Source organism: Arthrobacter sp. N199823, assembly GCF_002929705.1.
GTDB lineage: Bacteria > Actinomycetota > Actinomycetes > Actinomycetales > Micrococcaceae > Specibacter.
The window spans coordinates 39,625-53,053 of the sequence record NZ_PJIN01000014.1; the positions used below are offsets into that span (position 1 = coordinate 39,625).

Below are 13,429 nucleotides of genomic sequence, written 5' to 3' on the forward strand. Positions count from 1 at the left end.
TGGCCGCGACACACGAGGATCCCACTACCTCTCAAGGCGCCCCTGGGCCATACTTGCGAGGTATTCGTTGTATGTGTCGAGCTCTGCATCCTCGACGCGTTGTCGTTGCTTCGAGGTGCGCATCTCCCGGGTGCTCCAGCGGGAAAGGCAGACGATGAGTACCACGAATAGCGGCAGTTCTGCGTAGGTCCATACTAGGGTCCCGGCGATCGCCTGATCGAGGATCGGATCATGGTCGCCGGTGGGGTTGGCATATGCGCTGAAAAGCGGTGTCCCGATTCGGAGCAGGATCAGGCCGAAGACGGCATGGATTTGGAGCTCGACGACGATGTCGACGAACCGCACAGCGAAGGATGTGACACGTGGCAAGGGGTCGGACGACCATAGCGGTATCGCCGAGATGACGCCAAGGACGAGGAAGATGAACAACAGGGCGTCGTGGCCGAAGGGGATGCGCATGACGATGCTGATGACGTCTGTGAGATAGAGAGCCGGGTACAGCAGGATCGCGACGACGATGGCGACCCCGGGGTGTAGTGCGGCGCGCCAGAATCGTGATCGGAGTCCCGCGTGCGCGGCGCGGAGCACGATTCGTCCGAGGCCGGTGTGCGGTGTACTGCGCAGGAGAAGACGCCCCGGCGAGCCGGCGATGAGAAGCGGCGGGACGACGGTCAACAGGGTGATCTGTTGGAACGCCAGGCCCGAGACGAACTCCTCGGCCAGGCGGTTCACGCCGAACGTCGTGACGGCAAAGATCAGGACGCATCCGGTCAAGAACGATGCCGTGCGGGCGATTGCCCAGCGACGGCGATGCCGCCACATCCAGATCGCCCCCCTCAGGTATAGCGCCGCGAGCAGCAGGGCGGCGACGGCGATTGGCGATCCCGCGAGGGGTTCGAACGCGACCCACTGGTCAATCGGTGGCATGGCAGGTTCCCTTCATCGAATCGATGATACATCGTTATTCGGCCGCCCCGGTGCCGGGGACGGGGTCAGGTGCGTCTGGAGTAGGAGTGCAGGCCGGGGAAGTACACGTTGACGACGGTGAAGTTGAACACTACGGCGGCGAATCCGATGATGCACAGCCAGGCCGAGCGGTTGCCGCGCCCGCCCCGTGCGGCCCGGGCGAGGATATAAGGCGGCCTAGGGCTCACGTAGAAATTAGTTCGCGTTTTTCGGGCGTGCCGTTTTCTCTTCGGGGGTGGCGGAGGCCGATAGGAACGAGTCAATGTCGTGCTTCTGAATCTTGTAACCTGGAGCGTAAAAACTTCATCTGAATGGCCCTCAGACCACCGTCGGTACGCGCCGCAACCAGGTCTATTCCATTGTCCTTGTTGGTGAAATTCTCCGGCCGGTTCGGCCAGTCCTTCCACAGCCACACATCCGTGTACTGGGGTGCGTAAACGCCGTCGTTCTCCAGGTACTGCTCAACGAGCTGCTCAAGATAGCTGCCCTTCATTCGTTCGAAATCCGAAAGATCGCGATAGGAGTCGAGTAGCTGATCAAACGTAGTGGTCACAATTTCCCCAGGGTGGTGCGGACACGAAGGAGGAAGCCCCGCTGGGCTTCCTCCGATTGTATGTGGCCAGGTCATGAAATCCGTGAGCACCACCTGACTAGCACCAATCTGTAGTCTTGCCTGATGCAACCAACACGCGGATATGTCGCCGAATCCCCTTTTGCTGATTGGCCATTCGGTGAGTACCACAGGACTCATAAGGACCTAGCTGCCCATCTCCATCAGGTGGGCCGGCATCATGCCAAGAAGGCGCTGCTTCTTTACACATCGCAGGATGAGTTCGACCAACTCGATGCCGCGTATAGCCTCGGATCGGCTGTTGAACTGTTGGCCAAATCCTTGCTCGCATCCGTAGATACAGCCCTGCTTATGCCTCGAGATCCCGACGCACTAACGATCCTAAAATACTCCGGGACCAAAATTAGTGGCGTCGCCCCTCCTGACGCGTTGTCAGTGCGATCGCTCGAAGCAGGAAGAGCTATTGATTTACTCCGGGAAATAAAACTGTTTCCCCCTCTATGGGCCAAAACTGACCGCTCCCTGTTTAATGTTCGCAACGCGGCTGCGCACATGGGTATCGTCCATCAGGAAGCCCTCCGGTCAGCGATTCGTCCAATGGTCCGTTTTGCGGAGCACACCCGGACGCACTATAACGAGACCCCCGAGAACTGGTGGGGCAAGGAGCTGGCGTGCGTAGCTTCGACAATCGCTGAGTCGGAAGTCAACTCCTGGATTCAGGTTGTGCAAGCAAAAATTGCTGCGTCGCATGTTCGCCTCAGCAAACTCCGAGCTGGCCTGCCAGCATCATCCGCCGACGCCATTCTCACCTCGATGGAGGGATATTGGCGAAGTTCTATAGCCCACAATGAACGCGTCAAATGCCCAGCCTGCGGCTTTCGGGGGTGGGCAACGGGAGATGTCGACAGGGCCGTCGACATTGAGTATGAACTTGACGGTCCACCCACAGTCTGGAGCGTTCTGCTTGTACTTATTTTTGAGTGCAATGTGTGCGGCCTCGAGCTATCCGACGAGACTGAGGTCAGCATTGCCGGACTCGATTCGGAGGTTACATTCCTTGACGAGGATTACGTTCCCGAACCTGACGACCTATGATCGACACCTGAGGCAGGACTACCTGCCCAAAAAATCGAACTACCTTCGAAGCTACAGAGTAGGCGAAGCTCCTTTAGCGGCGGAACTCGCCTGTTGTAGTTTCCAATGGCTCTGCACATCGGGTGTAATCGCCACAGAATCTCTACTTGGCGATGGGCCTACGATTGCCAGCCTCCCGCCAAACCCCGGCGGGTTGGTCGTCTCCAATACGGTTTTGACCACCGACGTCACCCTGCCGAGCACGGACTTGGCGATGTCGACCCTAGACATGGGCTTCCGATCACGAGTGCAGCGCACGATTGAATCAGCTTCGGTTTCCAGCACTGCATCGGCCCAACCTGCCAAGTAGGCAGCGGATTGGGGTCCACGATCGATGCCATGGGCACGTAGAACAACATAAGCGACGGACTCCGCCTCGATCTCAGCCAGACCACGGTGTTCGGCGCTGCTGCCATAGAGCGCGCCGATGGCGTCTCCGGGGACGTGAAGTGAGGCGTGGGCGAGTTCGTGGGCCAGCGTTGCGATGCGGTCATCGGCTTCCAGCCAAGACCCAACGCTGATCAGTCGACGAGCGTGGTCGGTATAGCCATCGGCTAGTCCGGCCTGCGCCTCCGAAACAACAATGTTGTAGCGGGCTTTTCTGGCTACTGCTGTGAGAGATTCCCATAGCAGGGTGTAGGCATCAACATCGAGTGTCGTTTCCTGCTGGCTCGGGGTTGGGACGAGCAGCGGTTGCCCTTCAGTTTGCGAGACGTCAAAGACTGCTTGCCCACGCCATCCAACAATGCGGGACCGATTCATCCCGTCGCCTGGCTCGGTCAGTGCTCGCTTGACAGTTTCAGGGCCGTGCACGGTTTCTTCTGCGTCGGTGATTCGTGCTGTTCTCGGCGCGATGACGTACAGTGCGCGTTCGCCTTTGAGGACGTAGCGGCCGTGACGCTCCCACTCCTTGTATCCGGCAACGAGAGCCGGCTGTACGGGTCCACGTTGAGCCATTTGCATCATGAGCAGGGCGACGTTGCCGCCGGAGTACCGCCACATGGTCGCAGAAGCGTCGAGGAGTCGGTGCCACTGATTCGGGTGGTCAACGGCGTCCGCGAGCAGCGCGTAGAGCCCCTCAGTAAGCCCTTCAACGCGTTGCTCGGGGCCAGGATGAGATGCTGGCGGTGCCATTCCATTTCCAGTTGTGGTGACCAGATGCGGTTTTACTGGTTCGGTTGATGATTTCATGATGGCGCTCCTTGCGCTGGGTCAGGAGTCCGAGGTGCCTGGTTCCGGGTCTCGTTTTGCGGCGGGGTCTCCCGTCGATGCTGTAGCCGGTCCCGTGTTTGGCTGGCCCAGCTTGCTTGCCTGCATGCCCGGTCCATCGTTGGGCAGTTGGCGGACCGGAGGTTCCCTGTGATGTTGCAGGCTCACGCACCCTGCGGTGCGGGTTTGCTCCCGCAGCCGGCTGATACTGTGCTCGAGGCGTTCGTGGAATCCCAAGGGGCCAAATCCGCCGTCGTCCTCGGTGTAGGAAGCCTGCTCTGCTCGCTGAAGCGCATACAACTCGGCGACGATGTCTGAATGTCGCCACCAGCAGTCGGGAATCACGGAGGTGGTCAGGTGGTAGCTTTCCACGAGCCAGCGCACCCACCGCCCAAGGTGTTCCCAAACGGCATCGGCTGTGCGGGGGTCCATGTCCCGCCACCGGTAGGTGATGGGAACTCTTTCGGAGCGCAGTCCGCGCGTTGAGCCGAAAAGCAGCGCGGCGAAGTTATCTTCCGCACCGTTTTCAACGTCGTATTCGAAGGATTCGTCCTCGTCCATGGTCATGCCTCCTGTTGTTCTGCGGCCGTGACCGCTTGCTGGTCGCTTTGTCGTTTGAGGTGCCCGGTCAGCAATTCGAGTTCGGTTTGTTCCTTGGAGCGACCGAGTTCTGCCGCGTCCTTGCGTTTGTGCCATTCGCGCAAGTCCAGCAGTATGGGCCTGCTTCGGCGGCCCAGCATGATGGCCGTCCCTGCTGGCAGCCTCCGGATCTCGTGCAGCGGGATAACGGGCGACTCTCGGATTTGCTCGCCGTCTTGACGCCCCTGCGACGACCAGGAACGGGTGTTGAACGTCAGCGTCCGTTCCCCGATCAGTCCGGCTAGCGCGCGGAGGTCGCGTTCGTCGGACCCACCACCAAAGATGACCTTGATGATCGCCGCATCCCAAATGGTCGCTGCTTCATCCATCGACCAACCGGACCGAGCTTGAGACAAGGACTGCAGAACCACAAGTGTGGAGATGCCGATGCCGCCTCCATCAGAGAGCGCCACCGGCAGGCCTGGCCAGGGCGAGAGATTGGCGATCTCATCCAGGATCAGTGACAGCGGTGGGTCCAGCCGACCACCGGCCACCACGAAGGCCATTTCCCGGGCGGCATAGTCAATGTCGTCAATCAGCGCCGACAGGTAGGGCCCTGCTGCGGCCGCTCCACTCTTGGTTCCTATCAAGTACAGGGTGCCCCGTTGTTCAATGAAGGCCTTCGGGTCGAATTGTTCGCTGCTCCCTTTCGGGTCCAGAGCCGCGAGTACTTTCGGCGAGGACAACGGGGCGGCTGCGGCCGTCACACCGATCCATGAGTTGGAGGTGTTGCGTGGGTCATCGTCGATGATGCCCATTAGATCTGCCTGCCAACCGAGCGCAGCCTCCGGCCTGTCAAGTACTGCCAGCGCCTCCCTCGCAAGGACTGGGTTTGAGGCCCAGCGGCGAAAAGCCGACACACCGTCCCCGGACAGCGCCGCTGCGTGCAGCAAACATTGCAGCACTATCTGCGAGCGCTTTTGCCAGGCGACGTTCTCACCTTTGAGTGCACTGTCTGCTGAGATGACAAGTGCTCGTCGGCTGGCGACGTCGGGGTCTTGACAGCCACGGACCGGCGACCAGCGCAGTGTTGAGGGCAGCCCGGACATCCCCTGCGGGTCGAAGACTGTGACGGGGCGTCCGTTGGTGGCGCGGGCTCTCATGGTGACAACGAGGTTGTCGGCCCGGGTCGAGGTGGTGACGACGGCGCCGGGGGCGTCGAGGATGGCGTTGATGACGATGTAAAGGCCTTTGCCGGAACGCGGGGCACCTTGAATGACGAGGGATTCTTCGGTGGATACGTGAACGGTGACGCCGCGGGATTTGCCGATGGTCCAGGAGACTTCCTCCACTTTGGGGTCTTTCACTCCGGGATGCGTGTACCGCCCACGCTTCAAGGCTGCCTTGGCACCAAACTCACGGGCGATCTCCGCCCGCCGTGCGACGCCGTCGCGGCTAAGAATGTCTTGACGGAGCCATGCACCTGATTGGCGCCAGGTGCGCAGTCCCAGAACACCCGCCAGCGTAGCCAACACGACGACTACAATGACGGGGGCAATGAGCAGCCACAGCTGTCCGGCGCCGATGCTGCAAGACCCCGTAGCCGGCAGTATCCAACCCATGTGTCCGGTCAGGAGTCCGGGAAGCGCTGCCGGGCTAAAATCCCAAGGTGCCGAGGTGCCGCAGCTCGCGGAATACGCCAGATGCGCGGCTACTTGGATCAACAGACCAAGGACCACGTATATGGAGGTCGCGATCAACCCAATGGAAACCAACGGATTACCGTCATCCAATCGCCGCGGCATCAGAGCATCCTCTCATCGGTGCCAAACACGGCCAGCTCGTCCGTGGTGACTTCGTTGGCGACAATGAACGACCGATTCCCGACCTTCCACAGCCCCACACCCTTAGGCAGGTTCTCCACGTGCTCGCACTCGGCTTCGGTCAGCCCCAATGCTTCTTTGGTCAGCCGCATGGCGTCGTGCTTTTGCCGATATATGACCCTGGTGTCGGCCTCGGTGAGCAGGCCAAGTGCTTTTTGCCGCAGGCCGCTGGTGCTGTCGCCAATCTCGTTCAGATCGGCCACTTTGTGCATGATGAGCAGGTTCGAGATCCCGTAGCCGCGGGCCAGGCGCCATTGTTCGCTCATCTTGGCGAGCATGTAGGGGTCCGCGAGCATCCGCCAACCCTCGTCATAGACCACGATCCGTTTGGCTCCGTCAGGATTCGTCACGGCGGCCTCCAACCACGTCGCACCGCACGCAGCCGCCAAGGACAGCGCCTGTTCAGAGGCCCCAATCAAGGCGGAAGTGTCCATGACCATAATTGGGGCATCGGCGTCGAAGGCTACGGTTGAAGGTGCATCAAACATGCCTTCTAGGTCCCCTGACACTGTTCTCCGCAGCGAATGTCCGACGCCGGTCCCACCGTTGGGTCCGACCAGTGCGGCTGTCGCTGGGGTTGGGTTGAGCAGGTATTCCAGCACCATGGGTAGTGTCGGGGTGCTGTTGGCTGCAACGGCATCCGTCAACGCCATATCCAGGGCCGTATGTTCCACCGGACTCAACGGGATACCTGGTCGCATGAGTGAAACCAGAGCCACGAGCAGATGGCGACGGCGTTGCCGTACCACTGCCAGCCACTGCGAATCAGTCAATGCAGAGGATCGCGGCCCCGCGTCGAGAGGATTGACTCTCGTGGGCCGGCCGGGCCCTACAGAAATGACTTTGCCACCCGGGATGGCATTGGCAACCGGCACCCACTCACCCTTGGGATCAGATGCCACCGCAGCTTTCCGGCCCAGGGTGATGGAACGCGTCACCAGGGACTTGCCACACATGGACTTCCCCGTGCCGACGGTGCCAATAACGACAATGGAGGGACCACTGATGAAGCCCTTGTCGTACATGACCCACGGGTCATAGCAAAACGCTCCCGAACCAAACAGGTCCGTCCCGATGTACGTCCCTTCAGAGCCGAGACCGGATTCCGTCAGGAACGGATAGGCCGCTGCCATGGTCATCGTCGAAGCCCGATGCGGGGCGGGATGCACGCGGTGCGGCCCCCACAGGGAAACCCCGCCCCGCTTTCCCCAATCCGGCATAACACCGCGGCCAGCATTCTCGGCTGCTCGCTGTTCCCGTAGCTCACGCAAGGACAGCTTTGGTTCCATTGTCACGGAACGCTCGTTCCGACGTCGTACTTGCCGAGCTGCACGGTTCTCACCTGCAGGAGCAATACTGACCGCTGCCACATGCTTACTCATTTCAATCCCCTTCCCAAGGGCAACGCCCCCGCAATAAACGCCGCCCACTGCTGCCCAGCCATCAACCTCAACTCCACAAAGGAACCAGCGGCGGCAGATTCAAGTTCCTGCCGGCAGCGCGACAGCGCATCCAGCGTGTCCGCTGTGACAGTTACATAGGCGGCCGGGCGAACATCCCCATGACCAGCCACGATTTCATCCTCGCGTTGGGCCACTTCCTCCTCCTCAGCCCGCTGTTCCCGGGTCAACGGACGATCCAGACGAGCGTTGATGCGACGGCGAGTGTCATGGGCCTCCTGAGCCGAACGGATATCCCGCAGTGCCTGATCCGTGGGAACCGCCCGGATGACTTGTGTGATGGCGTGCCGGAACTCACCAACGTAGATCAGCGGCTGCAGGAACCCTGGATAGACCTGCTGCCGGGGCCATTCCGCGACCCAAAACGTTTGATGGAAGCCGGAATCAGTGCGCAGATAGGTCCAATGCTCCTCAGCGGCCATGGGCCCCGGCGACACACGCTCGATTCCCTTCCCAGTACCTGTCGCAGCAGCCCACCTCGCCACGGCAGCAGGGTCGAAGGAACCACGGACAACTGCTGTCACGGCCGCATCCGAGAGCCACTCCGTCACAATCACACCGTGGGTCTTCAGCCCAGTGGTGAAGGCCTCGACCTCCGAACGCAGCACGTGTTCCAGACCGCCCAGCGCTCCCCCGGCATCCTTGATCCGCCGTCTGGCCCTGGCCGTGTCCAGCACAATGGTCAAGATGATCTCATGACTCATGGAAGCGCCCGCTGCATCAATCAAATCCAGATACGATCTGTCGCCCCACTGCGCATCGGCAATGCGTTCAGGCGGAACCGCACGCTGATAGTAGGCCCGCAAAGCACTCGAGGGGTAAGGGACCGTGTAGTCCTGAATCGCGATCCGGGCCACGGCTGGTCTACTGGCCATGGCGGCCTGCACCCGTGACCAGGATTGAACAGCATAGGCCTTGTCGTCGCTGTCCATCAGCGCAAACGATGTGGTGGTGCACCGCAGAGACACGATCGCTTCATGCCCCTGCCTGTCAACGATGAATCCTTCGCCTGCCGCTGTGGCACAGAGTTCCAGACTGCCCAAGCCGCCGGGCAATGCCATGGTTCCCACGCGACTTGGCTGCTCAGTACTGGCCAGGAATCGGGTCTCCTTGATGACCGCACGCAGGAAGAAAACCGACGCGGTGTAGGCCCACACCGGATACGGAATGCGCCCATAGTGCAGCACACCAAACAACATCATTCCCAGCCAGATCGGAGCTGTGAGAATGAGGACGAGCGGTCCTCCCAGGGCCGATTCAATCGCCGCTATCAACATTCCTGCCGCGAGCAGCGACAGCTGATACCACTGCAAACCCATAAACAAACCATGCCGTTCATGCCGAGGGAAGCGGACGGGTTGCAATACCCGTGTTTCTTCAGTCATGGCCTTCATCTCCATTTCGATACGTGCTGCTTGGTGGCCGCTTGCTTTGATCGACCGGTCGAGGACTGCTTACCGGCGTCGAACTTGGTGGTTGTGGCTTCGGGCCGGCGGTGGGAGCTGGGCGTTTCACCGGCGCCGCAGCCGGTGACACGGCCGCGTTTGACGTTGGGTTTCGCGGAGGCTTAACTCCCGCGTTCCCGGTGTCACTCTGGCTTTTCCCTTGGTAGCGGGAAGTCGTTGGCGCTCTGCCCGTGCCTGTGGGCGTAGGGTGCGAGTGGCCTGTATCCCCTGGCGTCTCGGGCCCCTTGCCCGGGTCTTCACCTCCACCTTTTGCAGCCGGACCAGGCGGCATGGGCCACGCCTTGGATGACGGCCGATGCTGACTGGGGGTGGCTCCGGGCGATGTCGGCGCAGGCTTCGGGCTCGCCGTCCACGGTTGGCCTCCAAGTGTCGCAGCTTGTTGATGCAGTGGAATCGAGGGGGTGCGGGACGCAACGGGGGTTGGCCCTTTGCTCCCTACGCCGGGTAAATGCATTTTGCCGCCAAATTGCCGGCCCAATTGACGTCCGGTGAAATTGCCTGCTCGGCTGAAGACGTGGCCACCACCAGCCATTTGGGCGGCACCCGCAATTTCACCGCCAGCAAAACTGACCAACTTCAAGGCCATCAAGGGTGCGCCACAGGCCAGAACCATGCCAACAGCACCAGAAGCCAGACCGCTAAACGAGGTCGAGTTGGCGAACAGCTTGACCGCCACTGCCAGCACAGTGGCCGCGAGTGGTTTGGCAATCAACAGTGCCACCACGGTTTCGCACCAAATCCTGGTCCAGGATTTTGTCCGCTCCCAGGGCAGAAGCATGATAGCCACCGGCGCGACCGCCGCCAAGACTATCAACGCAAACGACCGGAAGATCATTGAGCACATGAGGATAAACGCCAGGATCCAGACGACAAGTACAGCGATAGCAGTGACAACCACGGCCCCGCCAAGCCCACCTGCGGTTCCAGAGCTGAGCGACACTACGTCCCATTCACGCCCCGAACCTGCCGATGCCCGCTGGAACCCAAACAATCGCATAAATACGAGGTACGGGTCTTTACCGAGAGTTTCCAATAGGGCGGTTGACGCCGAGTCAGTGAAACTGGAAAGCTTGCTCATCAGGCTCGTCGCGAGGAAAACCAACGGGACTGCCAGCGCTCCACCAAGCAGTGCCCGGCCGATGCGACGTGGTTGTTGGCTCACTAAGCCGCCAATCAACTGCACGATCATGACCACAACCAACGGCGTCATCATGACGACGACCCACCAGTTGGTTAGCCCGCTGACAATGCCCCATTCCGATGTATCTATGTCTGAGACACCGAATGCTCCGGAGATGAATGACCACATCCATGAGGCCATGCTTTCCAAAATTCCGGCAACATAGGACGTGACGGACGCAGCGAAATCATCGTTGGCTTGGGAAACGATGCCACAGCCGGGCGGCCACCAGCCACCAGCACTGCACTCAACCATGGGCAACATGGCAAGGTCCTAGAACCCTAGGTTGAAGGCGTTCTGCGACCACAGAATGTAGCCGTTAATACCGCCCAGAATGGCTGCGACGGGACCTGTCCAGAGCAAAATCATGCCGCCGCCGGAGGCCAAGCGCGACGACTGGCTGAGCTTTCCAGCCAGCAACATGGCAGCACCGATGATAGCCACAATGGCGATCACGATGAATGCGCCGACGAGGATTCCGCCGCCGATTTCTTTGAGAGATTCGAGGAATGGGAAGTTGGTGTTCGGGGTAATCCCGGGATCCACCGCTGCCAGATACAACATTGTGAACTCCATTCAATGGTTGTCCACGGGTGTGGACGCTATGTTCACTTGCATCATGGTTACAAGGAGGCAAATCCCCATGACCGCGATTCCTATTTGCATATATCGGCAGTGACGTTGGCTTCGCTTACCACGGATTATCAGAGCCAAGGCGGGCCGAACACGCCAACTAGCTTTCAACTTGGATCCCTGAGGACATTCAAAACTCAACGCCAGTTGGCATCAGCCAGTGTTCTTGTTCGACCTCATTCCTTCGGCTAGGGCATCGCCTGCCGCGTAGCGAACCGCAAACCGCGGGTTGCTCTCCGAGTAAGGAAGCTCCGCTGCACCCTCAGCAGCCAGAAGGGCGCTCCAATCCCTTGGATCTGCAGAGGGCACATTAGAAGAAGAATCTTGCGTCCTCGGCATCGATACAGTGTGCCGTTTCACGCCCCGTCCCCGGTCAAGCCTCCGTACGGGTGTTACGAGACGGTCGACTTCCCAGTGAATGTCGAAATCTCCTAACCAGCAGATCAAGGCAGGGTACGCCCCCCGTATGCCGACCGGCTTACTGTGATGATAATAAGTCATCAGCCCGGCGTGACTCACCGGCTTACTGACGCCCCGGAGGGTCTGTCCTCGTCCCGGTTCGTCCGGCGGCTGGTGGCCCGCACCAAACGTGCTGCCCAGCCGAGCATGACTTCATAGGAGCATGTTCCAAGAGTCCCATCACAGTACTGTCTGCCCGACTGGCCAACACGAGCCCAGCCAACCACAACCCGTCCAAAGGTTGGTGACATGAAATCCGGAATGGTGACACGAAACCCGGATTAGTGACAGTCAGCTCCGGATCCTACAAAAATGTAGGATCCTGAGCTGGCTGTCACCGGTGAGTCGCTCTGACCTGCGACGATGTCCAGGCAAAGATCAATGAGTTTCTCAATTTCGGTGACCCTTTTCTACGGAAAGTTTGTTTTGGCTAAAGATGACAGCGCTCCGTTCCAGGTTCGGCGACCAAACTATCTGGGTCCGTCAGGTATTGACGAACATCGGCTGCTACTCACATCACACCCAGGCAAAAAGCGCCGGTTGTGCCATTATCGTCAAGAGGTTTTTGGCGCCGGTCTTCTTCTGGTCGGCGGAACGTTTTGTGCGGCGTGTCAGTCCGGTTCCAGACTGGACCAGGGAAACTCCCAGCGCAGCGCCCCTTTCCCTCCGTCACGGGTGACGATTTCAGGAGGCAGTCCTTTCTGTCGGGAGGCCTCGGGTGTCGGTTTGGCGTCATCTGAGTGCGGGTGGTGTGAGGGACCGGGGCAGAATGTTGAGTGTTAGCACCGCCCAGCGCATGGTTTTGGGCACCCAGACGACGCTTTTTTGACTCTTCAGAGCCTTGGCTACCTGATGGCCGGTTGCCGAGGGTGTTGATGCCAGGAGAGGGGGAGGCAGGTGCGAGGTCATAGATGTGGAGACGAATCCGGGCCTGACCAGCAGAGTCCTGACTCCTTGGGATTTCAGCGTTGCGGTGGTGGTTCGGACCAGGGTGTCGATTCCTTGTTTTGCTATGGCATAGTTCAGGATCTCCTCGCGGGGGCGGACTGCAGCAGCTGAGGAGAGCACAATGAGGGTCCCGGAGCCTTGGGTGGTCAATATTTGCTGGCTGCCAAGGATGAGCAGTGTGGGTCCGACAAGATTAGTGGTCAGTGTTGCTTGTGGGGTGTCTGGTTCACCCATGGTTCCGATGGCCATGATGATTGCATCGACAGGGGCTGCGGGGCTTCCGAGGGCGTTTTTGGCTTCGAGGAGAACATCGTGTGTTTCGGAGAGTGTCATGGTGGTGTTGTAACTGATTTCCGCGACGGTATGGCCCTTGTTGCGCAGTTGTTGCGCTGCTTGTGTTTGTCTGGCACTGGAGCGTCCTACGAGAGCGATGGTTGCGTGTGGTGCGCTGGTGTGTTCAATGATGGCGAGTCCTATTTCTGAGCTGCCGCCGAGCAAAATGATGCGTTCGAATGGTTGGTTGTGGCCGCTCATGATGATTCTCCGAGAAGGTTGAGTCGTTGGGCGAGCAAGGAGACCATTTTTTGGGTGGGGTCCAGGTGGTTCCGGATCTGTTGCCAGCGCAACAGTTCCGGATACATTCGGGGAAGCATGCTGGCAGAGAGCCGGCTGTCCTTGGTGAGGTAGACGCGTCCTCCTGCGGTTGCGATGACTTCATCTAGGTGTGACAGCACTGTGGTGAGGCCCGGGGCTCGGGCAGGAAAGTCCAGGGCCAGTGTCCATCCTGGTTGCGGGAAGGACAGCAGGCCTTTCCCGGCTGCCCCGAAGGACTTTAAAACGGCAAGTGCCGGGGCATGACCGGCGCTCTGGAGATCTTCCAAAACTCGCTGGAGAACATGCCGGCCGTTGGCTGGTACTGAGAATTGGTATTGGATTAGGCC

The 13,429-nt window shown here is 59.9% G+C and carries 12 protein-coding genes and 1 pseudogene; 1 reads left to right on the forward strand and 12 read right to left on the reverse strand.

Annotated elements, in window-relative coordinates:
- Positions 1-24: 24 nt before the first annotated feature.
- The 3 genes and pseudogenes from CXQ93_RS18780 to CXQ93_RS20755 form a co-directional block, all read right to left on the reverse strand.
- Entirely contained in the window at positions 25-927 is a 903-nt protein-coding gene (locus tag CXQ93_RS18780) for a cytochrome c oxidase assembly protein (protein ID WP_104111943.1), read from the reverse strand.
- Positions 928-992: 65 nt separating this feature from the next.
- Positions 993-1,136: pseudogene (locus CXQ93_RS18785) on the reverse strand (c-type cytochrome biogenesis protein CcsB); the annotation flags it as partial.
- An 89-nt stretch (positions 1,137-1,225) separates the two neighbouring features.
- Positions 1,226-1,519 carry a hypothetical protein gene (locus tag CXQ93_RS20755; RefSeq protein WP_181036218.1) on the reverse strand — a complete coding sequence of 98 codons (294 nt, stop codon included), beginning with the start codon at positions 1,517-1,519 and terminating at the stop codon, positions 1,226-1,228.
- Positions 1,520-1,642: 123 nt separating this feature from the next.
- Between CXQ93_RS20755 and CXQ93_RS20760 the strand changes: the two genes are divergently transcribed.
- On the forward strand, positions 1,643-2,632 hold the full coding sequence (locus CXQ93_RS20760) for a hypothetical protein (protein WP_181036219.1): 990 nt from the start codon (positions 1,643-1,645) through the stop codon (positions 2,630-2,632).
- Positions 2,633-2,683: 51 nt separating this feature from the next.
- On the opposite strand, the gene CXQ93_RS18800 is transcribed toward CXQ93_RS20760, so the two are convergent.
- From CXQ93_RS18800 to CXQ93_RS18840, 9 genes are all read right to left on the reverse strand, one after another.
- A complete protein-coding gene (locus CXQ93_RS18800; protein ID WP_104111946.1) occupies positions 2,684-3,862 on the reverse strand; it encodes an ArdC-like ssDNA-binding domain-containing protein in 1,179 nt (392 codons plus the stop codon).
- A gap of 21 nt (positions 3,863-3,883) precedes the next feature.
- A complete protein-coding gene (locus CXQ93_RS18805; RefSeq protein WP_104111947.1) occupies positions 3,884-4,447 on the reverse strand; it encodes a hypothetical protein in 564 nt (187 codons plus the stop codon).
- Positions 4,444-6,264, reverse strand: a complete 1,821-nt coding sequence (locus CXQ93_RS18810) for a type IV secretory system conjugative DNA transfer family protein (protein WP_104111948.1) — start codon at positions 6,262-6,264, stop codon at positions 4,444-4,446. Before CXQ93_RS18810 ends, CXQ93_RS18805 begins: the two co-directional genes overlap by 4 nt.
- Entirely contained in the window at positions 6,264-7,724 is a 1,461-nt protein-coding gene (locus CXQ93_RS18815; RefSeq protein WP_146073273.1) for an ATP-binding protein, read from the reverse strand. Before CXQ93_RS18815 ends, CXQ93_RS18810 begins: the two co-directional genes overlap by 1 nt.
- Positions 7,721-9,187 (reverse strand): SCO6880 family protein, encoded by a 1,467-nt coding sequence (locus CXQ93_RS18820; protein WP_146073274.1) that lies wholly within the window; start codon positions 9,185-9,187, stop codon positions 7,721-7,723. Before CXQ93_RS18820 ends, CXQ93_RS18815 begins: the two co-directional genes overlap by 4 nt.
- Complete coding sequence (locus CXQ93_RS18825) at positions 9,180-10,712, reverse strand: type IV secretion system protein (RefSeq protein WP_104111951.1); 1,533 nt, start codon at positions 10,710-10,712, stop codon at positions 9,180-9,182. The genes CXQ93_RS18820 and CXQ93_RS18825 overlap by 8 nt, the downstream gene beginning before the upstream one ends.
- Before the next feature lie 9 nt (positions 10,713-10,721).
- Positions 10,722-11,012 (reverse strand): hypothetical protein, encoded by a 291-nt coding sequence (locus CXQ93_RS18830; RefSeq protein WP_104111952.1) that lies wholly within the window; start codon positions 11,010-11,012, stop codon positions 10,722-10,724.
- Positions 11,013-12,272: 1,260 nt separating this feature from the next.
- Positions 12,273-13,022: an SDR family NAD(P)-dependent oxidoreductase gene (locus CXQ93_RS18835; protein ID WP_104111953.1), complete on the reverse strand. Its 750-nt coding sequence runs from the start codon at positions 13,020-13,022 to the stop codon at positions 12,273-12,275.
- Positions 13,019-13,429 (reverse strand): D-arabinono-1,4-lactone oxidase (locus CXQ93_RS18840; RefSeq protein WP_308470642.1); only part of this gene is annotated, 411 nt, incomplete at its 5' end. The genes CXQ93_RS18840 and CXQ93_RS18835, both read right to left, overlap by 4 nt.